This window comes from Pseudomonas sp. GL-B-19, assembly GCF_019956415.1.
Classification (GTDB): domain Bacteria; phylum Pseudomonadota; class Gammaproteobacteria; order Pseudomonadales; family Pseudomonadaceae; genus Aquipseudomonas.
On sequence record NZ_JAHBDK010000086.1, the window covers coordinates 44,894 to 67,812 of the forward strand.

Annotated in this window: 22 protein-coding genes and 1 pseudogene; 12 read left to right on the forward strand and 11 right to left on the reverse strand. The window is 58.1% G+C overall.

The genetic code is table 11. The annotated features are described in order from the left end of the window. The first annotated feature begins 3 nt into the window (after positions 1-3). The 5 genes from exbD to KGB06_RS26960 all read left to right on the forward strand — a co-directional run bounded on the left by exbD (position 4) and on the right by KGB06_RS26960 (position 5,942). A complete protein-coding gene (gene exbD / locus KGB06_RS26940; protein WP_223521213.1) occupies positions 4-432 on the forward strand; it encodes a TonB system transport protein ExbD in 429 nt (142 codons plus the stop codon). Next, entirely contained in the window at positions 429-1,178 is a 750-nt protein-coding gene (locus KGB06_RS26945; RefSeq protein ID WP_223521215.1) for an energy transducer TonB, read from the forward strand. The genes exbD and KGB06_RS26945 overlap by 4 nt, the downstream gene beginning before the upstream one ends. Before the next feature lie 270 nt (positions 1,179-1,448). Further along, positions 1,449-2,378 carry a hydrogen peroxide-inducible genes activator gene (locus KGB06_RS26950; RefSeq protein ID WP_223521217.1) on the forward strand — a complete coding sequence of 310 codons (930 nt, stop codon included), beginning with the start codon at positions 1,449-1,451 and terminating at the stop codon, positions 2,376-2,378. 9 nt (positions 2,379-2,387) lie between these two features. Further along, on the forward strand, positions 2,388-4,463 hold the full coding sequence (recG, locus tag KGB06_RS26955; protein WP_223521219.1) for an ATP-dependent DNA helicase RecG: 2,076 nt from the start codon (positions 2,388-2,390) through the stop codon (positions 4,461-4,463). 78 nt (positions 4,464-4,541) lie between these two features. Next, positions 4,542-5,942, forward strand: a complete 1,401-nt coding sequence (locus KGB06_RS26960; protein WP_223521221.1) for an aminoacyl-tRNA deacylase and HDOD domain-containing protein — start codon at positions 4,542-4,544, stop codon at positions 5,940-5,942. Between the two features lie 253 nt (positions 5,943-6,195). Here the strand turns inward: KGB06_RS26960 and KGB06_RS26965 are convergent, their stop codons facing one another. Continuing rightward, positions 6,196-6,585: a hypothetical protein gene (locus KGB06_RS26965; protein ID WP_008150118.1), complete on the reverse strand. Its 390-nt coding sequence runs from the start codon at positions 6,583-6,585 to the stop codon at positions 6,196-6,198. A gap of 503 nt (positions 6,586-7,088) precedes the next feature. On the opposite strand from KGB06_RS26965, the gene KGB06_RS26970 reads away from it, so the two are divergent. Together KGB06_RS26970 and KGB06_RS26975 are read left to right on the forward strand one after the other, a co-directional pair. After that, on the forward strand, positions 7,089-7,469 hold the full coding sequence (locus KGB06_RS26970; RefSeq protein ID WP_223521222.1) for a DUF6124 family protein: 381 nt from the start codon (positions 7,089-7,091) through the stop codon (positions 7,467-7,469). Between the two features lie 299 nt (positions 7,470-7,768). Beyond that, a pseudogene (locus KGB06_RS26975) lies at positions 7,769-7,960 on the forward strand (hypothetical protein); the annotation flags it as partial. A 357-nt stretch (positions 7,961-8,317) separates the two neighbouring features. Here KGB06_RS26975 and KGB06_RS26980 read toward each other — a convergent pair. The 6 genes from KGB06_RS26980 to KGB06_RS27005 all read right to left on the reverse strand — a co-directional run bounded on the left by KGB06_RS26980 (position 8,318) and on the right by KGB06_RS27005 (position 13,533). Next, the gene (locus KGB06_RS26980) at positions 8,318-9,094 is read right to left on the reverse strand and encodes a nucleoside 2-deoxyribosyltransferase (protein WP_223521224.1); all 777 of its coding nucleotides are present in this window, start codon (positions 9,092-9,094) and stop codon (positions 8,318-8,320) included. A gap of 365 nt (positions 9,095-9,459) precedes the next feature. Further along, positions 9,460-9,948, reverse strand: a complete 489-nt coding sequence (locus KGB06_RS26985; RefSeq protein WP_223521226.1) for a hypothetical protein — start codon at positions 9,946-9,948, stop codon at positions 9,460-9,462. Positions 9,949-10,280: 332 nt separating this feature from the next. Then, positions 10,281-10,973 carry a hypothetical protein gene (locus KGB06_RS26990; RefSeq protein ID WP_223521228.1) on the reverse strand — a complete coding sequence of 231 codons (693 nt, stop codon included), beginning with the start codon at positions 10,971-10,973 and terminating at the stop codon, positions 10,281-10,283. 751 nt (positions 10,974-11,724) lie between these two features. Next, positions 11,725-12,000: an HU family DNA-binding protein gene (locus KGB06_RS26995; RefSeq protein WP_003213368.1), complete on the reverse strand. Its 276-nt coding sequence runs from the start codon at positions 11,998-12,000 to the stop codon at positions 11,725-11,727. Between the two features lie 193 nt (positions 12,001-12,193). Then, positions 12,194-13,342: an NAD(P)/FAD-dependent oxidoreductase gene (locus KGB06_RS27000; protein WP_223521230.1), complete on the reverse strand. Its 1,149-nt coding sequence runs from the start codon at positions 13,340-13,342 to the stop codon at positions 12,194-12,196. Positions 13,343-13,362: 20 nt separating this feature from the next. Further along, complete coding sequence (locus tag KGB06_RS27005) at positions 13,363-13,533, reverse strand: rubredoxin (protein WP_046045006.1); 171 nt, start codon at positions 13,531-13,533, stop codon at positions 13,363-13,365. Between the two features lie 200 nt (positions 13,534-13,733). Here KGB06_RS27005 and KGB06_RS27010 point away from each other — a divergent pair, with 200 nt between their 5' ends. Beyond that, on the forward strand, positions 13,734-14,285 hold the full coding sequence (locus KGB06_RS27010; protein WP_223521232.1) for a chorismate--pyruvate lyase family protein: 552 nt from the start codon (positions 13,734-13,736) through the stop codon (positions 14,283-14,285). Further along, positions 14,285-15,175 (forward strand): 4-hydroxybenzoate octaprenyltransferase, encoded by an 891-nt coding sequence (ubiA, locus tag KGB06_RS27015; RefSeq protein WP_223521234.1) that lies wholly within the window; start codon positions 14,285-14,287, stop codon positions 15,173-15,175. The genes KGB06_RS27010 and ubiA overlap by 1 nt, the downstream gene beginning before the upstream one ends. A gap of 167 nt (positions 15,176-15,342) precedes the next feature. Here ubiA and KGB06_RS27020 read toward each other — a convergent pair whose 3' ends face one another. Then, positions 15,343-15,726 (reverse strand): hypothetical protein, encoded by a 384-nt coding sequence (locus tag KGB06_RS27020; protein ID WP_223521235.1) that lies wholly within the window; start codon positions 15,724-15,726, stop codon positions 15,343-15,345. A 152-nt stretch (positions 15,727-15,878) separates the two neighbouring features. On the opposite strand from KGB06_RS27020, the gene phoB reads away from it, so the two are divergent. The 3 genes from phoB (at position 15,879) to KGB06_RS27035 (ending at position 19,401) form a co-directional block, all read left to right on the forward strand. Beyond that, positions 15,879-16,568 carry a phosphate regulon transcriptional regulator PhoB gene (gene phoB, locus KGB06_RS27025; protein WP_007896474.1) on the forward strand — a complete coding sequence of 230 codons (690 nt, stop codon included), beginning with the start codon at positions 15,879-15,881 and terminating at the stop codon, positions 16,566-16,568. 81 nt (positions 16,569-16,649) lie between these two features. After that, complete coding sequence (gene phoR / locus KGB06_RS27030) at positions 16,650-17,936, forward strand: phosphate regulon sensor histidine kinase PhoR (protein ID WP_263288432.1); 1,287 nt, start codon at positions 16,650-16,652, stop codon at positions 17,934-17,936. Between the two features lie 124 nt (positions 17,937-18,060). Further along, positions 18,061-19,401 carry a hemolysin family protein gene (locus KGB06_RS27035; protein ID WP_223521237.1) on the forward strand — a complete coding sequence of 447 codons (1,341 nt, stop codon included), beginning with the start codon at positions 18,061-18,063 and terminating at the stop codon, positions 19,399-19,401. 114 nt (positions 19,402-19,515) lie between these two features. On the opposite strand, the gene KGB06_RS27040 is transcribed toward KGB06_RS27035, so the two are convergent. From KGB06_RS27040 to KGB06_RS27050, 3 genes are all read right to left on the reverse strand, one after another. Further along, positions 19,516-20,412 carry a peptidoglycan DD-metalloendopeptidase family protein gene (locus tag KGB06_RS27040; RefSeq protein ID WP_223521238.1) on the reverse strand — a complete coding sequence of 299 codons (897 nt, stop codon included), beginning with the start codon at positions 20,410-20,412 and terminating at the stop codon, positions 19,516-19,518. Between the two features lie 169 nt (positions 20,413-20,581). Then, positions 20,582-21,649, reverse strand: coding sequence for a hypothetical protein (locus KGB06_RS27045; RefSeq protein ID WP_223521239.1), 1,068 nt, complete (start codon positions 21,647-21,649; stop codon positions 20,582-20,584). 267 nt (positions 21,650-21,916) lie between these two features. Then, positions 21,917-22,816 carry a response regulator gene (locus KGB06_RS27050; RefSeq protein ID WP_223521240.1) on the reverse strand — a complete coding sequence of 300 codons (900 nt, stop codon included), beginning with the start codon at positions 22,814-22,816 and terminating at the stop codon, positions 21,917-21,919. Between the last annotated feature and the right edge of the window lie 103 nt (positions 22,817-22,919).

The window sequence follows — 22,919 nt, forward strand, 5'->3', positions numbered from 1 at the left end:
GCCATGGGCTTGCATTTGAAAGAAGGCGCAGACGACGATCTGGCCGAGAACCACGAAATCAACGTCACGCCGTTCATCGACGTGATGCTGGTGCTGCTGATCATTTTCATGGTGGCCGCCCCGCTGGCCACCGTGGACATCAAGGTCGACCTGCCCGCCTCCAGCGCCAAACCGGCGCCACGCCCGGAGAAGCCGATATTCCTCAGCGTCAAGGCTGACCAGCGCCTGTTCCTCGGCGAAGTCGAAGTGAAGGCCGAAGCCCTCGGCGCCACTCTGGACGCCAAGACCCAGGGCAAGAAAGACACGACGATCTTCTTCCAGGCCGACAAAGGCGTGGATTACGGCGACCTGATGAGCGTGATGGACAACCTGCGTTCCGCCGGTTACCTGAAGGTGGGCCTGGTCGGACTTGAGACGGCAGCCAAGAAATGATCACGACGCGCCATAAGCTGACGCGTTACAGCGGGAGCCTGGCCGTGGTGCTGGGCGTTCACGCACTGGCCATCGCGCTGGCGCTGAACTGGACCTCGCGCCCGCCGATCGAGTTGCCACCGCAGGCCATGATGGTCGAGCTGGCACCGGTTCCGGCCCCGCCACCGCCTGCACCGCCAAAGGTCATCACGCCGCCACAACCACCGACTCCGGTGGAAGAGCTGCCGATCCCGAAACTGGCTGAAGTGCCCAAGGCCGAGATTGCCGTGCCCAAGCCGGTCAAACCCAAGCCCAAGCCGCAACCGCCCAAGCCGGTGGAGAAGAAGCCGGAGCCGCCGAAGGAGAAACCGTCCGAGGAGAAACCGAGCGACGCGCAACCGACGCAGGCGCCGACCGAGAAATCCGCACAGCCGGCACCGGGTCCATCAGCCGCGCAGCTGGCCGCCAAGGCCAGTTGGCAAGGTACCCTGCTCGCTCACCTGGCCAAGTACAAGAAGTACCCGGCCAGTGCGCAGGCGCGGGGCAAGGAAGGCACGAACCGTCTGCGCTTCGTGGTGGATGCCGAAGGCAACGTGTTGTCGTTCGAGCTGGTAACCGCCTCCGGCACTGCCGATCTGGACCGGGCCACCCTGGAAATGATCCGCCGCGCCCAGCCACTGCCCAAGCCACCGGCCGACATGCTGACCAACGGCGCCATCGAAATCGTTGCACCGTTTGTTTACTCGATGGAAAAACGCCGACGCTAAGACGCAATACAAAACCCTTGTGGGAGCCGAGCTTGCTCGCGATGAGGCCGTCATATTCAACATCTCTGTTGACTGACACACCGCTATCGCGAGCAAGCTCAGCTCCTACAGGGTTATGCAGCGACCAATAAGGCACCCGAAAGGTGCCTTTTGCTTATCCGCCAGCGGCAAACACGCATTACCCGGTGTCACTCAACACACTCACTCTGATAACGTGCGTCTATCGATTGCAGCCGTTATGCTTGGCGCGCAACTACATGGACGCTTGCTATGACTCTGACAGAATTACGCTACATCGTTACCCTCGCCCAAGAGCAGCATTTCGGCCACGCGGCCGAGCGTTGCCACGTCAGTCAACCGACCCTGTCGGTGGGCGTGAAAAAGCTTGAAGACGAACTCGGTGTGCTGATTTTCGAGCGCAGCAAGAGTGCCGTGCGCCTGACCCCGGTCGGTGAAGGCATCGTGGCCCAGGCACAGAAAGTCCTGGAGCAAGCCCAAGGCATCCGCGAACTGGCCCAGGCTGGCAAGAACCAGCTGACCGCCCCGCTGAAACTCGGTGCGATCTACACCGTCGGCCCATACCTGTTCCCGCACTTGATTCCACAACTGCACCGGGTCGCCCCGCAGATGCCGTTGTACATCGAAGAAAACTTCACCCACGTGCTGCGCGACAAACTGCGCAACGGCGAGCTCGACGCGATCATCATAGCCCTGCCGTTCAACGAAGCCGACGTCCTGACCTTGCAGCTCTACGACGAGCCGTTCTACGTCCTGATGCCGGCCCAGCACCCGTGGACCCAGAAAGAATCCATCGACGCCAGCCTGCTCAACGACAAGAGCCTGCTGCTGCTCGGCGAAGGCCACTGCTTCCGCGATCAAGTGCTGGAAGCCTGCCCCACCCTGGCCAAAGGCAACGACGGCGCCAAGCACACCACGGTGGAGTCCAGCTCCCTGGAAACCATCCGCCACATGGTTGCCTCCGGCCTGGGTATCTCGATCCTGCCGCTGTCGGCAGTCGACAGCCATCACTACGCCCCAGGCGTGATCGAAGTGCGCCCACTGACACCGCCGGTGCCATTCCGCACCGTGGCCATTGCCTGGCGCGCGAGCTTCCCGCGTCCGAAAGCGATTGAAATCCTCGCTGACTCCATTCGCCTGTGCTCGGTGGCCAAGCCGTCCGCGCCGGTTGTTGCGGCTTAAGTCGCGGTCATGACCGAGTTGTCGCAAGTGTCGGTGACGGCACTCAAAGGTGTCGGCGAGGCCATGGCCGAGAAGCTGGCCAAGGTCGGCCTGGAAAATCTTCAGGACGTACTGTTTCACCTGCCGCTGCGCTATCAGGACCGCACCCGTGTGGTCCCGATCGGCCATTTGCGACCGGGGCAAGACGCCGTGATTGAAGGCACCGTCAGCGGTGCTGACGTGGTCATGGGCCGTCGCCGTAGTCTCGTCGTGCGTCTGCAGGACGGCACCGGCGGGCTCAGCCTGCGCTTCTACCATTTCAGCAACGCGCAGAAAGAAGGCCTCAAACGCGGCACGCGGATTCGCTGCTACGGCGAAGCGCGGCCCGGTGCCTCGGGGCTGGAAATCTATCACCCGGAATACCGCGCCATCACCGGCGACGAGCCGCCGCCGGTGGATGAAACCCTGACCCCGGTGTACCCGCTCACCGAAGGCCTGACCCAACAGCGCTTGCGCCAACTGTGCATGCAAACCCTGACGATGCTCGGCCCGACCAGCCTGCCCGACTGGCTGCCGACCGAACTAGCGCGTGACTATCAACTCGCGCCGCTGGCCGATGCGATCCGCTACCTGCATCACCCGCCCGCCGATGCCGACGTCGACGAGCTCGCCATCGGCCACCACTGGGCGCAGCACCGTTTGGCCTTCGAAGAACTGTTGACCCATCAACTGTCCCAGCAGCGCCTGCGCGAAAGCATGCGCTCCCTGCGCGCACCGGCGATGCCGAAAGCCACCCAGCTGCCGGCCAAGTACCTGGCCAATCTCGGCTTTACACCGACCGGTGCACAGCAACGGGTCGGCAACGAAATCGCCTACGACCTGAGCCAGCACGAGCCGATGCTGCGCCTGATTCAGGGCGACGTTGGCGCGGGTAAAACCGTGGTCGCCGCCCTCGCCGCACTTCAGGCTTTGGAGGCTGGTTACCAAGTCGCTTTGATGGCGCCGACCGAAATCCTCGCCGAGCAGCACTTCATCACCTTCAAGCGCTGGCTCGAGCCGCTGGGCATCGAAGTCGCGTGGCTGGCTGGCAAGCTCAAGGGCAAAAACCGCATCGCCGCGCTGGAACAGATCGCCAACGGCACGCCAATGGTGGTCGGCACCCACGCGCTGTTCCAGGACGAAGTGCAGTTCAAGAACCTCGCACTGGCGATCATCGACGAACAACACCGCTTCGGCGTGCAGCAGCGCTTGGCGTTGCGACAGAAAGGCGTCGGCGGGCGCATGTGTCCGCATCAATTGATCATGACCGCCACGCCGATTCCGCGCACGCTGGCCATGAGCGCCTACGCCGACCTCGACACCTCGATCCTCGACGAACTGCCGCCCGGCCGAACGCCGGTCAACACCGTGTTGATCACCGACACCCGGCGCGTGGAAGTCATTGAACGGGTGCGCGGTGCCTGCGCTGAAGGGCGTCAGGCGTATTGGGTGTGCACGCTGATTGAAGAGTCAGAAGAGTTGACCTGCCAGGCCGCTGAAACCACCTATGAAGACCTCACCGCCGCCCTCGGCGAGTTGAAGGTCGGGCTGATTCACGGTCGCATGAAACCGGTGGAAAAAGCCGCCGTGATGGCCGAGTTCAAGGCCGGCAACCTGCAACTGCTGGTCGCCACCACGGTGATCGAAGTCGGCGTCGACGTGCCGAACGCCAGCCTGATGATCATCGAAAACCCCGAACGCCTCGGCCTCGCACAATTGCACCAGTTGCGCGGCCGTGTCGGTCGAGGCAGCGCCGTCAGCCATTGCGTGCTGCTCTACCATCCGCCGCTGTCGCAGATCGGTCGTCAGCGCCTCGGTATCATGCGTGAAACAAACGACGGTTTTGTCATCGCCGAAAAAGACCTCGAACTGCGCGGCCCCGGCGAAATGCTCGGCACACGCCAGACCGGCCTGCTGCAATTCAAGGTCGCCGACCTGATGCGCGACGCCGATCTATTGCCCGCCGTGCGCGACGCCGCCCAGGCGTTGCTGGAGCGCTGGCCGGACCATGTCAGCCCGTTGCTCGACCGCTGGCTGCGCCATGGGCAGCAATACGGACAAGTGTGAGCACCGTCGCAGTTTATGGACCATACCGTTAAACAAGCTGGTTATACTCCTGCAACTGTTTGAATACGGATACAGACGATGACCGAAGCTGCCCTCGCCCCGGAAACCCTGCACGCTCCGTCTGTTATTCGGCTGCTGCTGGGCAAACTGGGCATTGCCTACGAAGAAATCCTCGATCACCACGGCCTCAACGCCACGCGCAAAGTCCAGGCCGTTCTGGTGGAAGACGCGGTCGGCGCCTTGATGGTGCTGTTCCCGCAAAGCCAATTGCTGGACCTCAATCGCCTCGCCGAACTGACCGGCCGCCGCCTCACCGCCGTGCCTCCCGAACGCCTGGTCAAAATGCTCGGCAAACACAGCCTGAGCCTGCTGCCCGGCCTGCCGGCGCTGACCACTTCGCCGTGCCTGTACGAAGAAAGCCTGCTGCGCGAACCGAAGCTGCTGATCAACTCGGGTGAACCGGGCCTGCTGCTGGAAATCACCAGCGAAGACTTCAAAACCATGCTGACCAAGGCCAGCGCCGCCAATTTCGGCGAGAACCTGACCAGCATCCGCCCGAATCTCGACCGCCCCGACGATGACCGCAAGGAAATCACCCAGGCCGTCCAGGCATTCACCGCGCGGCGCATCCAGCAACGTCTGGAAGAGACCATCGAGATTCCGCCGCTGGCCGAGACCGCGCAGAAAATCATCAAACTGCGCGTCGACCCCAACGCCACCATCGACGACATCACCGGCGTGGTCGAAACCGACCCGGCGCTGGCCGCGCAAGTCGTGAGCTGGGCGGCGTCGCCGTACTACGCCTCGCCGGGCAAGATTCGTTCAGTGGAAGACGCGATTGTTCGGGTGCTGGGTTTCGACCTGGTGATCAACCTCGCGCTGGGCCTGGCCCTGGGCAAAACCCTGAGCCTGCCCAAAGACCACCCGCAACACGCCACGCCGTACTGGCACCAGTCGATCTACACCGCCGCCGTCATCGAAGGCCTGACCCGCGCCATGCCGCGCGCCCAGCGCCCGGAAGCCGGCCTGACCTACCTCGCCGGCCTGCTGCACAACTTCGGCTACCTGCTGCTGGCCCACGTTTTCCCGCCGCACTTCTCGCTGATCTGCCGCCACCTGGAAGTCAACCAGCACCTGTGCCACAGCTTTGTGGAGCAACACCTGCTCGGCATCAGCCGCGAACAGATCGGCGCGTGGTTGATGCGCCACTGGGACATGCCGGAAGAACTCGCCGCCGCCCTGCGCTTCCAGCACGACCCGCTCTACGACGGCGACTACGCCGAATACCCGAACCTCGTGTGCCTGTCCGTACGCCTGCTGCGCGGCCGCGGCATCGGCTCCGGCCCGGATGAAGACATCCCCGACGCATTGCTCGAACGCGTCGGCCTAAGCCGCGAGAAAGCCAACGACGTCGTCACCAAAGTGCTTGAGGCTGAAGTGCTGCTGCGTGAACTGGCTTCGCAGTTCAGCCAGGCATAAAAACAATCGCGGGCAAGCCTCGCTCCCACAGGATCACCAAAACCCTGTAGGAGCGAGGCTTGCCCGCGATGAATCCCCCGCCGACCCACCTGAATCACCACAACCCCCTGTGGGAGCGAGCCTGCTCGCGATGAATCCAACTCGGTATCTCTGAATCACCACACCCACTGTGGCGAGGGGGCTTGCCCCCGCTCGACTGCGCAGCGTCGAAGACGCGGCGGCCACTCCCTCGCCACAAAGTCAGTCACTCGGCTCAAGCCTTTGCCTTAGCTTTGGCCTTCCGCGGCTTCAAATACTTGGTCAACCCCTGAAACCAGATCACCAACGCCGGATTCCCCTTGATCTGAATCGACTTGTCCTGAATCCCCGTCATAAACGCCAACTGCTTGTTCTTCGCCTGCATCGTGGCAAAGCCATACGCCGCATCTTTAAACGCAATCGCAAACGCCGGCTCGGCATACACGCCCGACTTGCTGGTAATGCGTTGGTCCTTCACAAAGAAATGCCGCGCCACCTTCCCGTCCAGGGTCTGTAGCTGAAACACCAACTCCTTGTCACCCAACTGCTGCTGAAACGCAGGATTAGTCCGACTGGCCTTACCCATCAACAAACCCAGCATCCACAGAAGAAAACGAAATTTCATGCGCACAGCCTCAAGAGAAAAATGAACGGCTGGCGCAGTGTAGCGGCTTCGGACGATAACGACAGCATCGTGTTGCGTTAGAAGAAGATGATGTGCTTTTTGACGCTGATGACTACCAAGTCATTGACGAAACGCCGGTGTTTAAAAGCGAGGATATTTTGTTCTTTCTACACTCGACGCTATCGGAAGTTTCCTTCAACACGTGGGGGTGTTCGTGAACTAGGCAGCTTTGCGTTCGGCCGATAGTCTTTGTTCGTTACCGCAAAAACGGTGACACGGACGTGCAAGTCCGGTACATATCGCCGCACAATCGCCAATCTAAATATCGAGCGTTTTTCATGCTCGCTGTTAATGCTTTATGGCGGCTGTGCGCGGGAGGTCCCTTTGGGGTCTGCCGGGGTCCGATATGCCCGGTCTTGCACACCTGCGCACGGCTGCCACCCTTATTCGAATGCAAGCGAAGAGGAGACAGCCACATCCAAAACACATATCGGGAAATACCTATGATCAAGCCAACACCGAATCCACCAGAACACGAAGACACATCCCCCTACGAATCCCTCGATTCGAAGAAACTCCACGAAGCCGCCGAACGCGCCCTCAACCACCATTTCGCCCCACTGCCCGAGAAGCCCAAGCCTCGCAAAGGCAACCTCTTCACCGTCTCCCCGGACATCGACACCGAAGCGCTCCTGGCCAACGCCTCAGAAGACCTGCTGTCCATCAGCACCATCGCCACCAACCTGGCTGACGACGTTGACAGCACTCAGCGATCGGTAGCGTTGGCGCTGAGCAGAATGTCGGATGGGGTTCGGTTGTTGGTGGAGCGAGCGCTGGATCATATTGATTCGCCGAATCCGGCGGTGCATCGGGCGAAGGGGTAACGAAACCGAGAATAGAAAAAGGGGACTTGGTGTCCCCTTTTTTGAATATTTGGAAATTCGTTTCTTCGTGACTAGCCGCCAACCGTTTAGACCCAACGGCACTTCCTCGTAACTGCAAGGCAATATTCTGAAATACGGAAGTTTCGGACAGTGCTTCCGGCTGCGTCCTACATCAACCCTTTTAATGCGTTGTTAGCGTGCCAGACATTGACGCTTGCTCAGGCCGGGCAAGGCTCTGGCAACAATACTTATTCCCTACTCAGTTCAAGGACGAGCTAACAAAGCAAAAGGATAAGCGAATGTTCGCACCGGCCAATGCCGCTCACTTCACCCTTGTAATCCCAACGGTTCGCAATGATTTCAAGGTACTGGCTTTGGAAGGCATTGAAACTATCAGCGCCCTGTATTCAGTTGACGTCGATCTGGTCAGCAAATACCCGGATATCGATCTGGAAAACCTGCTCAACCAACCTGCATTTTTGCAGTTCGGCCGTAGCGTAATCCCCGCAACTGGTTACCGCACCGACTCAACATTGAGTGTGCTTGTGCAAAGTACCGAGGCAGAGAGGCATTTCAAGGCCAAGGAGACCAAACCAGACGTGTCCTACATGTGATTCGGAAACAGGGGAAATAGCTGTGGTAGTTTTTGTGACCATGACGAGAAAAACCCCGATGGGCAGGAAGCCGCATGGCCATGACCGGCAGAGAACGACTCAAAGCAGCCTGTCGCGAAGGGCGAAAAACGGCCAGTTATTCGATAGAAAAATTGCAGCGGCCTGAAAAATCGCAGCAAATGAAAAGGCCCTTAAAGCTTAAGAGCCTTACTTGAACTAATGAAAAACTATCCGTCAGAAGGGAATGTTGTCGTCAAAATTGACCGGAGGCTTAGGTTGTTTTCTAAGTTCAAAAAGCTGTTTGTTCTCTAATAACCATTCCCAACCGGCGGTCGTGAACGAACAGCCGGTGTACTCATCTCCCTGATAGTCAGTGCAGGGTTCGGAAGTTATCAGACCTCGTTTAGTCAAGGTATGAAGCGCAATACCGGCAGCTAGATTTGTAAAGCCTGCTTTTTCCATGTCACGTCTTAGCTGATAGACGGATACATTATCGCTAGGAACCATAATGTTCTCACCAATTGCGGCGAGGGCAACAATTTCATTCTGATCTAGGCCTTCGATCTGTTTTAGCATAGAAGGAGCCGCAGCGGTTTCTAGAGCTTCGGTCTTTTGAATAAGAGCTTGTATTTTAGATGTGATGCTTTGTTTCAAGGTTTCGAAATTTCGCGGAGCACCAGTCTGGTATTTAATTATTGTTCGATGTTGAACATCAAATGGGAATCGAGTTGTGCGCTGTTCGGAACATACAAGTACCACTTCTTTTCCTGACGCGATTGCATATCCCAGCTCAAACCAAACGTTTGGATTATCCAAGCTAATATCCGCGAGGCATATACGTGCATCTCGGATTCCCTTCTCGATATCTTGGATAGGGATACTAACCTTTGGATCTTGATCAACACGGTACGGTTCTAGACCTCCAGCCCTGATTGCCGGAGCAAAGACATCTTCATACCGATGGTCAAAGTCACCTCCGTCAAAAGGCTGCATAACGAAGCAATGCGGCATGGTCTTCTCCCTGATACTCATTTTGCGAGGGTGGCAAACCTGTCAAAAAGGTCACGCCTTGAGATCATTCTAGGTCGGGTGAATGCTCCAATGAGAAAAAATTGTTTTGATGACTCAGGACTAATGTCTCAACAGGCATGTTTTCTGCCCGTCGCGAGAGGCAGAAAACGACCCGCATCACCTCTTCGGGCTGGCGGAACATCAATGGCGGCTTCCGGGATGCCTCAGACATCCGTCTTCGCACAGGCTACTGCCGCACTTTGGCCATTACCGCCCTGATGCGGGATCTCGCTTATTTGAACTGATGCTGTGACCATCGTTACGCTCACTGCTTAATAGCGAACTATTTGATGGTAGGAGTGATCTCAAAACTGGGCAGTGGGCGCTTTCGAGCAATGGTAAGTCGCGGGAGCACTGCCATATACCACGCCATCATCGTAATAACGATAGTCGCCGTTTAGCCGGTTCAAAATGTGATGCTCCAACGTTGGCTTGCCAGTCACCGGATTTTGAACGCCAGAAGTCCATTTGACCTCGTCCTCGGTGACGGCTGCGGCCAGTCCATTCGCGGCTTTCGAAGCAATATCCAGATGGATCGTTTTTGTAAAGCGCTGTCCGTAAATCTCTGCCTCGCAAAGCAAATCAAGTGGCCCGGAAGTGGCTGCGGCGGCCGAAGAGACAGAAGAGACAGAAGAGACTGGAGTGTTTGGTGTTGGCTCTTGCGAAGAAACCACCAGGCCAGCTGCCTTTACAACGGCGATCGCCTTTTCCAGAGGGATGGGCTTTTCAGCACCCAAGATGCAACTTTGAATGTCGTCAAATTTGCGGTCGCACCCGCTTAGGGCCAGCAACATGCAGGCTCCTCCAAGAATAGTTATTGTTCTCACGTGATCTCCATTGAGAAATTAAGGCCGCGGCCCCCAGAATTCCCGCCTTTTAACATGGGGTCCGGTGCAATTGCACCGACCTTATTCGGGCCCGCTTTCAAACGGCCTCTAACCGGTGCAAAGTCGACGTTTGAACGTCCATCTGAGCACGCGGACGAACGGCTGGAGATGGCCGATTTCTGCCTGTCACCATGGACTGTAACCGACCCTTTGCAGACTTAGGTTAAGGGGCTGTGGAAAGCAGTCCCAGTGAACAAAGCGAACGACTTTAGTGACTTGTCATGCATGACCGCAAAGTTTTAGCAGACGCCATGCCGAATGTAATGCGTTCCTAGAACACCGACACGAACAATGATCTCAAGCGCCGGAAAGCTACGCGCCAAAAATTCGGATATCTGGCGCTGATATGTGTCGTAGTGGTCTAGCGAAAAATCATCAAAGTTGACTATTACGTACACCAAGCCAGACGGCGAAAAAGACTGAATCTGTTCCACCGCAATCTGAATAGTTGAATCAAGCTTATTAAGGAACTGTGGGGTTAACTTATAGTAAATGGAACCATCAAATGACTCTTTGGCACTCGTTTTATCTAGTTCATCCTGAGACACATTGATGGTTTTCACTTCGCAGTAGCGCGCCACACCATTAGCTTCGTACGAAATATCCGGGGTCTTTTTCTTTGGTACGGTCCGCATCAGGCGAATGTTGTGCAGCTCCTGCGCAATAAGGTACTCGTATGCCAATGCCTCATTCAGTAGATTAAAGAACTGATATTTTCCCCGATCTCCTCGTGGTCCGGGGAATTCCAAATGTGATTTTTCAGAAAGAACCAACCAGGAATCTGAATCCAGTATGCGGAGTGCATTTTCGTAGATATGCACCTGAGGAAAGGAGTCTGGAAACAAAGACTCTGTTTCACGTCTGCTCTTTATCCACCAATCATCTGGATGTTTCTTTTCTATCTCTGCAATCAGCTCATTAAATCCGGGCATGTCATAGCGCCTATTGGGCGACATTGCTGTCGTATAACGTTCCTTGTCGTCCTGTAAGTCCTAGACCCATCTATCGAGGGGAGACACGTCTGGGGTGACGGCAAGCCCTGCTGCGGTGAGACTCAGCGCAGCAAGTTGACGCTACCTATTTGCCGCTGGTCTGTCCACCGACTGCTTGTGGCCGCTCTCTGCCGCTCGCCTCTTGTACGTGCATTGGTCAACGTAGTTAAGTCGTACAAGTATTCATCAGCCAGGGTCTCAATCCTGCGCTTGATGGTAGCTGTGCGTAGGGCTCGCTTGGGCTCGCCGATTTCTTAGCTCGTCGGTCTACTAACCTGCGTACAGCTGCCTCCATTTCGTTTAGTAGCGGACTGGTCGCAGCCTCATTCAGAGAGAGCTAAGACATGTTCAAAGTCACACCCAACCCGCCGGACAGCCAAGCAAGAAAGAGTTTGCCCACATGGTATTAGCTACCTATGGATGAGCCGGAGGTGGTGGCGATTTTGCCAAACAACGAAACCGCGTCGGTTGACGTGTAGGAGCCAGCTTGCTGGCGATGGCGGTGTGTCAGGCGACTTCAATGTTGATTGATAAGCCGCTATCGCCAGCAAGCCGGCTCCTACAATGGTCATGCGTTGTCCGATCCGTAAGCGACCGGCATGACCTTCGCGACCATAAAAAATGGGCACCCAACCTCGTTGGCGTGCCCATTTTTTATGCCGCTCATCCGCTAGGCGGGAGTCGGTGCGTGTTACGGATTAACGCTGTCTTTCAACGATTTGCCTGGCTTGAAGGCGACGGTGTTGCTGGCCTTGATTTTGACGGGTTCACCGGTTTGCGGGTTTTTGCCGGTGCGGGCACCGCGGTGGCGTTGCAGGAAGGTACCGAAGCCCACCAGCGTGACGCTGTCCTTGCGATGCAGAGCGCCGGTGATTTCTTCGAGAACGGCGTTGAGAACGCGGTTGGCCTGCTCTTTGGTGAGGTCTGCTTTTTCAGCAATTGCAGCGGCGAGTTCTGGTTTACGCATTTAGTGAAGCCCCTTTGACGGTTTTTTGTTGTTATGTCCGTGCTGTTCTCGTTGGAACAGCGCCCAAGGTGCCGCAGATGCTCTACTCTGCGGCAGACGGGAATGAGGATGGCACGCACGGAAGAGCCGCGCCAGTATCGGCGCGAGCTTTGTAGGGGCAAAAGCGGGGTGATTCCGACAGAACGACCGCTATTTACGCCAGCAGTGCCGGAAGCTCTTTGTTGAGGGCCAGTTTTTCCATGACGGCCGTGCCTGTCAGGGCATAACCGAGCAGTTTTCCGCTGGCATCGCGGCATAACACTTTGATGTCAGCGCCCTGCCCTTCGACCGTCCAGACGCCCTCGCTGCCCCGTGGTGGCGGTGATACCACTAACGGACACACCGGGGTTTTCACGGTGATCGGCATGGGACCGTAGCTCACTGGCGTAGAGTTTCCAGCCAGAGTCTGGGCCAGCGCTCTTGCACAGCTCATCAGGGGCATGACGTACAGCAAATTCAGTCCATCGACCTCGGCGCAGTCGCCCAGCGCGTAGATATTGTCATGGGAGGTTTTCAGGTGACGGTCGACCACCACGCCACGATTGACTTGCACACCGGCCGCGGCCGCCAGATCGATACGCGGGCGCAGGCCAATGGCCGAAACCACGACGTCGCAAGGAATCACCTGACCGTCGGACAGATGCGCTTCCAGGCCATCCGCTACGCGCTGCAAGCGATTGAGCACCGGCCCGAGGTGGAAACGCGCGCCGAGGCTTTCCAGCCCGGCCTGGACGGCAGCCGCCGCTGCCGGGTGCAACAGGGTCGGCATGACCTGCTCGCACGGTGCAACCAGTTGCACCTCGTAACCGCCAAGGCTCAAATCATTGGCGAACTCGCAGCCAATCAGGCCAGCCCCGAGCAGCAACACCCGACGCTTGCCGGCTGCCGCTGCGCGAAAGCGCGCGTAATCTTCCAGATCGTTGATCGGGAACACGCAATCCGCTGCGTCGCCTTCGATAGGCACCCGCACGGTTTCCGCGCCCCAGGCCAGAATCAGGTCACGGTAAAACACCGCTTCTTCACCGATCCACAAGCGCTTGTGGCCCGGATCGATGCCACTGATGCGCGTGTGGGTGCGCACTTCGGCTTTCAACTGCTCGGCCATGGCGCCGGGTTCGGCCATGCTCAGGCCGTCGGCGTCTTTGTTTTTGCCGAAGCCGGTGGAAAGCATCGGCTTGGAGTAGGAGCGCCCGTCATCGGCGGTAATCAGGAGCAACGGGGTTTCGCTATCGAGCTTGCGAAACTCCCGGGCCAGGTTGTAGCCGGCCAGTCCGGTACCGACGATCACGACAGGTGCGTTCATTCCTTACTCCTCTAATTGTTTTAAGCAGCGATTTCGATCATTTCGAAATCCATCTTGCCCACGCCGCAGTCCGGGCACAGCCAGTCTTCCGGTACGTCTTGCCACAGTGTGCCCGGCGCAATGCCGTCGTCCGGCCAGCCTTCGGCTTCGTTATAGATCAGGCCACAGACCACACATTGCCACTTTTTCATTGGGTTCATCCTCAGGATTCAGGCGTATTGCCGGCGCGAACGGTCGATGGTTGCAGCGCTGCCGTCCGGCTCAGGGCGTTTTGTACTGATCGTGCCCGACAGATGCAAGCCTGTTCGGCGCAATGGCAGCCCGGATCAATCAAAATCGCTGACTGACATGGTAAGCTCGCCGCCTCATTTGCTGCCAATAATGACTCACTGTGCCGCACTCAATATCCCCGCCGTGGCTCCCCCAAAGCCAACTCACGCCCCTCCCCGACGCGTCTACCCTCGACTGGCTGTTCGACGAAGGCTCCCTGACCCGACGGCTGATCCGTTTGTCGAATGACAGCTTCAGCGTCACGCCGCTGTTTGAAGGCTGGCAACCGTTGCGCGCCGACGAATGCGTCGCGCTGGACCTGGCCGAAGGCAGCGAGGGCTGGGTGCGCGAGGTTTACCTGCGCGGCCACGGCGAGGCATGGGTATTTGCCCGCAGCGTGGCGGCACGCAGCGCATTGCAGGGCGATGGGTTGCACATGGACGAATTGGGCAGCCGCTCGCTGGGGGAATTGCTGTTTTGCGATCACGCGTTCCAGCGCCGCGCTATCGACGTTTGTCACTATCCTCAGGCATGGCTGCCGCAGGAGTGCCGGGCACCTGAGCTGTGGGGCCGGCGCTCGCGTTTCGACCGTGGCGCCTTGAGCGTACTGGTGGCCGAAATCTTCCTGCCGACCTTGTGGAACGCCACCCGCGCCCATCCGGAGAACTGCTGATGTACCAGAGCCTGCTCAAGTCCCTGAACCGCTTGAATCCACGGGCCTGGGATTTCATCCAGCTGACGCGCATGGACAAGCCGATCGGCATTTATCTGCTGCTGTGGCCGACACTCTGGGCGCTGTGGATTGCCGGGAAAGGCTCGCCGTCGCTGGCCAACGTTGTGATTTTCGTTTTGGGCGTGATTCTGACCCGCGCCGGCGGCTGCGTGATCAATGACTGGGCGGACCGCAAGGTCGACGGCTACGTGAAACGCACCGAGCAGCGGCCCTTGGTCAGCGGCAAAATCAGTTCCAAAGAAGCCCTGGTGTTCTTCGCACTGCTGATGGGTGTGAGCTTTTTGCTGGTGCTGTGCACAAATGCGGCAACAGTCTGGCTGTCATTGGGTGGTTTGGCGCTGGCGTTCAGTTATCCGTTCATGAAGCGCTACACCTATTACCCGCAAGTGGTGCTGGGCGCTGCGTTTTCGTGGGGGATGCCGATGGCGTTCACGGCCGAGACCGGTGAATTGCCGGCGGTCGCGTGGCTGCTGTGGATCGCCAACCTGCTGTGGACCGTGGGTTACGACACTTATTACGCCATGACCGACCGTGACGACGACCTGAAGATCGGCGTGAAATCCACGGCAATTCTGTTTGGCGATGCGGACCGGGTGATCATCCTGACGTTGCAGGGGTTGGCGCTGGGCTGCTTGTTGCTGGCCGGGGCGAAGTTCGAGCTCGGTGGCTGGTTCCATCTAGGCTTGCTGGCGGCTGCGGGCTGTTTCGCGTGGGAATTCTGGTACACCCGCGACCGGGACCGGATGCGTTGTTTCAAGGCGTTTTTGCACAATCACTGGGCCGGATTGGCGATCTTTATCGGGATTGTCCTGGATTACGCACTGCGTTGATTTGTAGCAGCTGGCGCAGCCTGCGTCCGGCTGCGCAGCAGTCGTAAAGCCTGCTCACGCGGTGATTCAGATGTACCGCGCAGGCAAGATTCACGACTGCTGCGCAGCCGGACGCAGGCTGCGCCAGCTGCTACGGGGTTGCAATCCCTTGAGGTTCGCAACATCCGTTACATATGCTCGCGGACGGCGTGCCAAACATCTTTCATCTTGTCACCCTTCATTTCTCCCGGTGCCTTGTCCTTCTGGAAGTAGTAAAGCGGCTTGCCATCGTAGGCCCACTGCATCTTGCCATCGTCACGCTTGATGACTGTCCATTTACCTTCAGCCTTGGCACCCGCCGGCGCCATCATTGGCGGCCAGTATTCGGCGCACTCGCCGTTGCACATCGACTTGCCGCCCGCGTCCTTGTCGTACGTGTACACAGTCATGCCCTTGTGATCGACCATCATGCCGTCTTTCATCATCGCCGGCTCGGCCGCGAATGCCATGGTCGGCAAGGAAAACGCCGCAGCCAACAGCAGGGCTTTAATGGAATGCGAGTATTGTTTCATGGAAACCTTCCTCTTGTGGTTGTCAGGATTCGGAATTAGAGCTTAGTTCAGGATCATGACAATCGCCGGCCAACTAAAATACTGTCACACGACTGCAATAATTCCGTTATCTAATGCGGCGCAAGACAGTTAAATGACAAGAGGACTAAGGCATGGTTGGCAGGAGCATTCTGATCGTCGACGACGAAGCGCCCATTCGCGAAATGATCGCCGTTGCGTTGGAAATGGCCGGCTATGACTGCCTGGAGGCCGAGAACTCTCAGCAGGCCCATGCCATCATCGTTGATCGCAAGCCGGACTTGATCCTGCTCGACTGGATGCTGCCCGGCACCTCCGGTATCGAGTTGGCACGTCGTCTCAAGCGCGATGAGCTGACCGGGGACATCCCGATCATCATGCTCACCGCCAAGGGCGAAGAGGACAACAAGATCCAGGGCCTGGAAGTCGGCGCTGACGACTACATCACCAAACCGTTTTCACCGCGTGAGCTGGTGGCACGCCTCAAAGCCGTATTGCGCCGTGCCGGCCCAACCGATGGCGAAGCGCCGATTGAAGTCGGCGGCTTGCTGCTGGACCCGATCAGCCACCGCGTGACCATCGACGGCAAACCGGCCGAAATGGGCCCGACCGAATACCGCCTGCTGCAATTTTTCATGACCCACCAGGAACGTGCCTATACACGTGGCCAGTTGCTGGATCAGGTCTGGGGCGGCAATGTGTATGTCGAAGAGCGCACCGTCGACGTGCATATCCGCCGTCTGCGCAAAGCCCTCGGCGATGCTTATGAAAATCTGGTACAAACCGTGCGCGGTACAGGCTACCGGTTTTCCACCAAGGCCTGATACTGCCCTTACCCGCCCGACAAGCCGACAAGGACGCATGTTTCCGTGAACCAAAACTGGCATGGCACCCTGATTCGCCACATGCTGTTACTGGTCACCGGCTGCCTGGTGATCGGCCTGATTACCGGCTACTACGGCTGGAGCCTCGCCGCAGGCCTGGGCATTTATCTGGCCTGGACCCTCAAGCAACTGCTGCGCCTGCACGAATGGCTGCGCCTGCACACGCCCGACGAAGCACCGCCCGACGGCTATGGCCTGTGGGGCGAGGTGTTCGACAGCATTTATCACCTGCAACGCCGCGACCAACGGGTACGCGGGCGTCTGCAAGCGGTGATCGATCGGGTCCAGGAATCCACCGCCGCACTGAAAGACGCGGTGATCATGCTCGACAGCGACGGCAACCTGGAATGGTGGAATCGCGCCGCCGAAACCCTGCTCGGCCTCAAGACCCCGCAAGACAGCGGCCAGCCGGTGACCAACCTGGTGCGCCACCCGCGCTTCAAGGAATATTTCGAGCAGGACAGCTACGCCGAACCGCTGGAAATTCCGTCGCCGACCAATGATCGGGTGCGCATTCAGCTGTACATCACCCGCTACGGCAACAACGAACACTTGATGCTGGTGCGCGACGTCACGCGCATTCATCAGCTGGAACAAATGCGCAAAGACTTCATCGCCAACGTCTCCCATGAGTTGCGCACGCCGCTGACGGTGATCTGCGGCTACCTGGAAACCTTGCTCGACAACGCCGAGGAGGTGAATCCGCGCTGGACCCGCGCCTTGCAGCAAATGCAGCAACAAGGCGGGCGCATGCAGACGCTGCTCAATGACTTGCTGTTGCTGGCCAAGCTGGAAGCCACCGATTACCCGTCGGACAACCAGCCTGTGGTGATTGACGGCTTGTTGCAGTCAATCAAGAGCGACGCCCAGCAGTTGTCTGCCCAGAAAAACCAACACATCACGCTTGAAGCCGACCCGAGGATTTTGCTCAAGGGAAGCGAAGCGGAACTGCGCAGTGCGTTTTCCAACCTGGTGTTCAACGCGGTGAAATACACCCCGGCCGAAGGCAATATCCGCATTCGCTGGTGGGCCGACGAGCAAGGCGCACATCTGAGCGTGCAGGACTCCGGGATCGGCATCGACAGCAAACACCTGCCGCGCCTGACCGAACGTTTCTACCGGGTCGACTCCAGCCGCAATTCCAACACCGGCGGCACCGGCCTGGGCCTGGCCATCGTCAAACACGTGTTGCTGCGCCACCGAGCGCGGATGGAAATCAGCAGTGTGCCGGGGCATGGCAGTACGTTTACCTGCCACTTTGCGCCGGCGCAGGTGACCAAATTGCAGGTCCTCAAGACCGCCGACTGATACCGGCCAGCACAGGCCACTAGGCAATCGCCGAGTCAGCCGCTACATTGGCTGACTTGTGCCTGCCCTTCAGGCACCGCATTTATCCCCTTTTATAAATATACGGAACCCGCAAAACTCCATCATGGACCCTTCCCCTGGCTTGACCCTCGCAACAATATTCGCCGATTTCGGCATGATTCTTTTTGCTCTGATCCTGGTTTTGCTCAACGGATTTTTCGTTGCGGCCGAATTTGCCATGGTCAAACTGCGCTCGACCCGGGTTGAGGCCATCGCTGATAAAAACGGCTGGCGCGGGCATATCCTGCGCACCGTTCACAGCCAGCTCGATGCCTACCTGTCAGCGTGCCAGCTGGGTATCACCCTCGCCTCCCTCGGCCTTGGCTGGGTCGGTGAACCAGCGTTCGCGCACATCCTCGAACCGATACTTGAAGCGGTCGGCGTGCAGTCGGCCGAAGTGATCAAAGGCGTATCGTTCTTCGCCGCGTTCTTTGTCATTTCGTACCTGCACATCGTCGTCGGCGAGTTGGCCCCGAAATCCTGGGCCATCCGCAAACCCGAGCTGCTGTCGCTGTGGACCGCCGTGCCGCTGTACCTGTTCTACTGGGCCATGTACCCGGCGATCTACTTACTGAACGCCAGCGCCAACACCATCCTGCGCATCGCCGGCCAAGGTGAACCCGGCCCTCATCACGAGCACCATTACAGCCGTGAAGAACTGAAACTGATCCTGCACTCCAGCCGTGGCCAGGACCCGAGCGACCAAGGCATGCGCGTTTTGGCCTCGGCCGTGGAAATGGGCGAGCTGGAAGTGGTCGACTGGGCCAACTCCCGCGAAGACCTGGTGACGCTGGAGTTCAACGCGCCGCTCAAGGAAATCCTGGCGATGTTCCGTCGCCACAAGTTCAGTCGTTACCCGGTGTACGACAGCGAACGTCAGGAGTTCGTCGGCCTGCTGCACATCAAGGACCTGCTGCTGGAGCTGGCGGCGCTGGACCACATCCCGGAATCGTTCAACCTGGCTGAACTGACCCGTCCGCTGGAGCGAGTATCGCGGCACCTGCCGCTGTCGCAATTGCTGGAACAGTTCCGCAAGGGCGGTTCGCACTTCGCCGTGGTGGAAGAGGCCGATGGCAACATCATCGGCTACCTGACCATGGAAGACGTGCTGGAAGTGCTGGTCGGCGACATTCAGGACGAACATCGCAAGGCCGAGCGCGGGATCCTCGCGTACCAGCCGGGCAAACTGCTGGTGCGCGGTGATACGCCGCTGTTCAAGGTCGAACGCCTGCTGGGCATCGATCTGGATCACGTCGAAGCCGAAACCCTCGCCGGGCTGGTCTACGAAAGCCTGAAGCGCGTGCCGGAAGAGGAAGAAGTGCTGGAAGTCGAAGGTCTGCGGATCATCATCAAGAAAATGAAAGGGCCGAAGATCATATTGGCCAAGGTGTTGATGCTGGATTGATCTACTGATCTGGATCCGCGTCGATTCCATCGCGAGCAGGCTCGCTCCCACAGGGGAATGCTTTTCAAATGTGGGAGCGAGCCTGCTCGCGATAGCGTCAGAACAGGCAACACATCACTGCTTGCCCAACACAAAGTTGGGCAAGACCCCTACCGGTTGTTTGAACTGGTACGGAATCGACACCAGCCCCAGTCCCGTATTGCGTTGCACCACGAAATGCAGGTGTGGCCCGGTGCTGTTGCCGGTATTGCCCGACAACCCCAATGCACTGCCCACCGTCACCTGCTGCCCCTCGCGCACACAGACCGAACCTCGCTTGAGGTGCAAATACACGCCCATGGTCCCGTCGTTGTGCAGTACCCGTACAAAATTGCCCGACGGATTAGTGCCGCGCCCGCTCTGCCCACTCTCCGTTTTCACTACCACCCCGCCTCGCGCCGCGATGATCGGCGTGCCCTCCGGCATGACGATGTCCATGGCGTAGCGATTCTTCGGCCCGAAGTGACTGTATTGACCATTGGCGCCCTGGCTCACGCGAAACGGACCGCCCCGCCAGGGCAGCGGGTATCGATAGCCCACGGCGGCCCCTGAGGGGTCGCCCAAGGAATACTTGAACCTTGGGGTGTACACCAACGGCCTGCCAGCCTGCTTCGCTGTGAGCTGCGCTACACGAATGCTGCTGCGCGCCGGCAAGACCTTGCGAATAGGTCGACCCGGTGCGCCGCTGACGTTCTTCAACCCGGTGAAATCCAACCCGATCTCTACCGGTGCATACAGGTTATTGCGCACGTACACGCTGTGCACGCCGTCCTTCTTCATGAACACGAGGTACACCTGACGCTCAAGGTGCTCGTCCATGCGATCCCGAAAGACGAACACCTTTGCGCCTTTGGTGGGGCGGTCACTGTAGGAGACCACGCCATAGGCGTTGGTGGACTTGTAGACCGTCATGGCCATCGCCGAGGTGGCGGCCATGAACAGCCCACAAAAAAACAGCAGTCGCGTGAACATGGGCAGGATTCTGTCGAGTAAGGCCTTGGATTGAGCCTAGCAGCTGCAATGGACCCGGGTAGTCGGCAGATGTTTCAAATCAGGCAGCGCCACGCTCCTATTGGAAGTTCGCGAGTGTCCCTGCGACAGGCAAATCGCCGGGACACTGACCGCAAAAACGCCAGGATGATTAGTCCGCCTCCACGTACAATTTGTTTACTGGCGAGCCGACGGTGCCGCCCGTCTGTCGCTCAACAACAGCCATAAATGTTACGTTGCTTCCCGCCAACAGCGTAAACGGGATCGGCAAATTGAACGGTTTATACCCTTGGGCAATATCTCCGCTTGTTACCGGAAGGCGAAAGATAAATTCACCCCGAAAATGATCGCTAACAAAAATGAAAGTGGCGACATCACCTTCACTGCAACCTTGTGTTGGAACCTGCATCGGGATTTTGCCGCCTTCATCAGTTTTCACCAGCCGCGCGGGTTTGGCTAAAATTAATTCCTCCGGCAGCCAATACTTTGCCGTAGGCATTCCCAATTCGCCTTCTACTTCAAGCCTTACGAGCTTTGATGTCCAGGTGCCCCGATTAGAATGCACGGTGTAAATAAAATGAACATGACCGTTCTTGTTCGGTACCAGAAACGCCGAGCCGACCGGAATGACAATATCTTCTTTGCTGTGATCTGCCTGAAGAATCCGGTATTCCACGAAGCAGGCGTCACTGTTGGAGCCGACCCAGTAAACGGAAACGGCTGCGTTTTTCTCCAATGACAATGCCGCTTTTATTCGCAGGTTTACGCCTCGCGATACTGCCGAAACTGGAATAACCCCATCTACGGCTTCATCGACTAGCGGCCTATACAACCACCCCTCCACCGAATAATAGGTGGGGGGTGAAAAGCTGTGCTCGGGCGGGAATCCAAAATACCTATACATCAGACTTAGTTCTCCACTAAACCCCAACGCGTGGTCAGGCGGAAGGGCAGCAACGATATCTTGATTCTCTGCTTGGATAGTTCCCCGCAAAGTATGACCGACACCCTCATCCGAAGAAGAAATGAAGATATATTCGCCCCCCACTTCCATGCCCTCAACAAACGGAAAGCGAAGGGTCAGGCCATTTTCAAGACTGGAATAACTGATTTTTCCATCCACTGCTTCGTCGATTGAAGCCGGACGCAGAGGCTCCCGTCGCTCTCCAAAAGCCTCAACGATCCTGTTCCGCTCTTGCAACATGACTTGCTTGGTCATATCCAACTCCGCTCCATAGCGTCGCCACGATTTGTGGTGATCCCGGCCTACGCTACAGAGACACTGCGAATCCTTAACCTGTAAGAAATACCAGTTGCGACAAACGGCTCCCCACGCATTTTCATGCGGGAATCAAGTGAGACCAACGGTTGGGCGGAAGAGAAGGAAATCAAGGAGCGGATTGGGAATCCGATACGGAAAAAGGCATCCACCACCCGCGTTGTTCGAGAACAGCGTCGGGGGGCGATCTTTCATACAGGAAGAAGCTTACGCCCCCGGTATGAAATGCTTCTGCGCAGTACCACGGGCAATCAGGCGCGAGATGTAGTCGAGTTTCTGTGCGTCCTGATCCACAAAGCGGAAGGTCAATTGCAACCAGTCGCTGTCGGGTTTCGGCTCGTGGGCGACGACCGCGTGCAGATAGCCGTTGAGGCGGGCGACTTCAGCGTTCTCGCCCTGCTCCAGGTCGAGCACGGCGCTGTCGAGGATCTGTGGCAGCGTGTCGGTGCGCTTAACCACCAGCAGCGCTTCCTTGATGCTCAAGGCCTTGATCACGCATTGCTGGATGCCACTTGGCAAACGCAGCTGGCCTTGGCCGCGCCCGCTGGCAGGCGATGCGGCGGCCGCGGCCTTGACCGGCGGGCTGTTGAGCAAGCCACGAGACGGTGCCGCAGTTGGAGCAGGTGCGACCACGGCAGGTTTGCCACCGGTCAATGCACTCAGGGTATCGCCGCCAAAGGCCGAGTTCATTTTGGGCGGCGTAACGCTCATCAGGGCGTCCAGTTTGCCGACCTTGTTCAGCGCCTGCTTGACCTTGGTCAGCAGTTGTTCGTTGGTGAACGGCTTGCTGACGTAGCCGGAAACGCCGGCCTGAATCGCCTGCACCACGTTCTCTTTGTCGCCACGGCTGGTCACCATCACGAAAGGCATGGTTTTGAGGTGGTCTTGCTCGCGGCACCAGGTGAGCAGTTCCAGGCCAGACATCTCCGGCATTTCCCAGTCGCACAGGACCAGGTCGAACGTTTCCTTGGCCAGCAGGGCCTGAGCCTTCCTGCCGTTGATGGCATCTTCCGTGCGGATGCCCGGAAAGACGTTACGCAGGCATTTTTTTACCAGGTCACGAATGAACGCTGCATCGTCCACCACCAACACGCTGATCTTGCTCATCCACTATCCCTCGAAAAAACCCGGCAAGCCTACCGTTTTGCTGATGGCACATTGCCAAAAATCTTCAGTCACGCCGGGACTTTTCGTTCGCGGGTGCTGCTTC

Bases quoted from the DNA above. Each gene is read 5' to 3' on its own strand.
- exbD (WP_223521213.1), top strand. From the start codon at position 4: ATGGGCTTGCATTTGAAAGAAGGCGCAGACGACGATCTGGCCGAGAAC.
- KGB06_RS26945 (WP_223521215.1), top strand. From the start codon at position 429: ATGATCACGACGCGCCATAAGCTGACGCGTTACAGCGGGAGCCTGGCC.
- KGB06_RS26950 (WP_223521217.1), top strand. From the start codon at position 1,449: ATGACTCTGACAGAATTACGCTACATCGTTACCCTCGCCCAAGAGCAG.
- recG (WP_223521219.1), top strand. From the start codon at position 2,388: ATGACCGAGTTGTCGCAAGTGTCGGTGACGGCACTCAAAGGTGTCGGC.
- KGB06_RS26960 (WP_223521221.1), top strand. From the start codon at position 4,542: ATGACCGAAGCTGCCCTCGCCCCGGAAACCCTGCACGCTCCGTCTGTT.
- KGB06_RS26965 (WP_008150118.1), bottom strand. From the start codon at position 6,585: ATGAAATTTCGTTTTCTTCTGTGGATGCTGGGTTTGTTGATGGGTAAG.
- KGB06_RS26970 (WP_223521222.1), top strand. From the start codon at position 7,089: ATGATCAAGCCAACACCGAATCCACCAGAACACGAAGACACATCCCCC.
- KGB06_RS26980 (WP_223521224.1), bottom strand. From the start codon at position 9,094: ATGCCGCATTGCTTCGTTATGCAGCCTTTTGACGGAGGTGACTTTGAC.
- KGB06_RS26985 (WP_223521226.1), bottom strand. From the start codon at position 9,948: ATGTTGCTGGCCCTAAGCGGGTGCGACCGCAAATTTGACGACATTCAA.
- KGB06_RS26990 (WP_223521228.1), bottom strand. From the start codon at position 10,973: ATGCCCGGATTTAATGAGCTGATTGCAGAGATAGAAAAGAAACATCCA.
- KGB06_RS26995 (WP_003213368.1), bottom strand. From the start codon at position 12,000: ATGCGTAAACCAGAACTCGCCGCTGCAATTGCTGAAAAAGCAGACCTC.
- KGB06_RS27000 (WP_223521230.1), bottom strand. From the start codon at position 13,342: ATGAACGCACCTGTCGTGATCGTCGGTACCGGACTGGCCGGCTACAAC.
- KGB06_RS27005 (WP_046045006.1), bottom strand. From the start codon at position 13,533: ATGAAAAAGTGGCAATGTGTGGTCTGTGGCCTGATCTATAACGAAGCC.
- ubiA (WP_223521234.1), top strand. From the start codon at position 14,285: ATGTACCAGAGCCTGCTCAAGTCCCTGAACCGCTTGAATCCACGGGCC.
- KGB06_RS27020 (WP_223521235.1), bottom strand. From the start codon at position 15,726: ATGAAACAATACTCGCATTCCATTAAAGCCCTGCTGTTGGCTGCGGCG.
- phoB (WP_007896474.1), top strand. From the start codon at position 15,879: ATGGTTGGCAGGAGCATTCTGATCGTCGACGACGAAGCGCCCATTCGC.
- phoR (WP_263288432.1), top strand. From the start codon at position 16,650: ATGCTGTTACTGGTCACCGGCTGCCTGGTGATCGGCCTGATTACCGGC.
- KGB06_RS27035 (WP_223521237.1), top strand. From the start codon at position 18,061: ATGGACCCTTCCCCTGGCTTGACCCTCGCAACAATATTCGCCGATTTC.
- KGB06_RS27040 (WP_223521238.1), bottom strand. From the start codon at position 20,412: ATGTTCACGCGACTGCTGTTTTTTTGTGGGCTGTTCATGGCCGCCACC.
- KGB06_RS27045 (WP_223521239.1), bottom strand. From the start codon at position 21,649: ATGACCAAGCAAGTCATGTTGCAAGAGCGGAACAGGATCGTTGAGGCT.
- KGB06_RS27050 (WP_223521240.1), bottom strand. From the start codon at position 22,816: ATGAGCAAGATCAGCGTGTTGGTGGTGGACGATGCAGCGTTCATTCGT.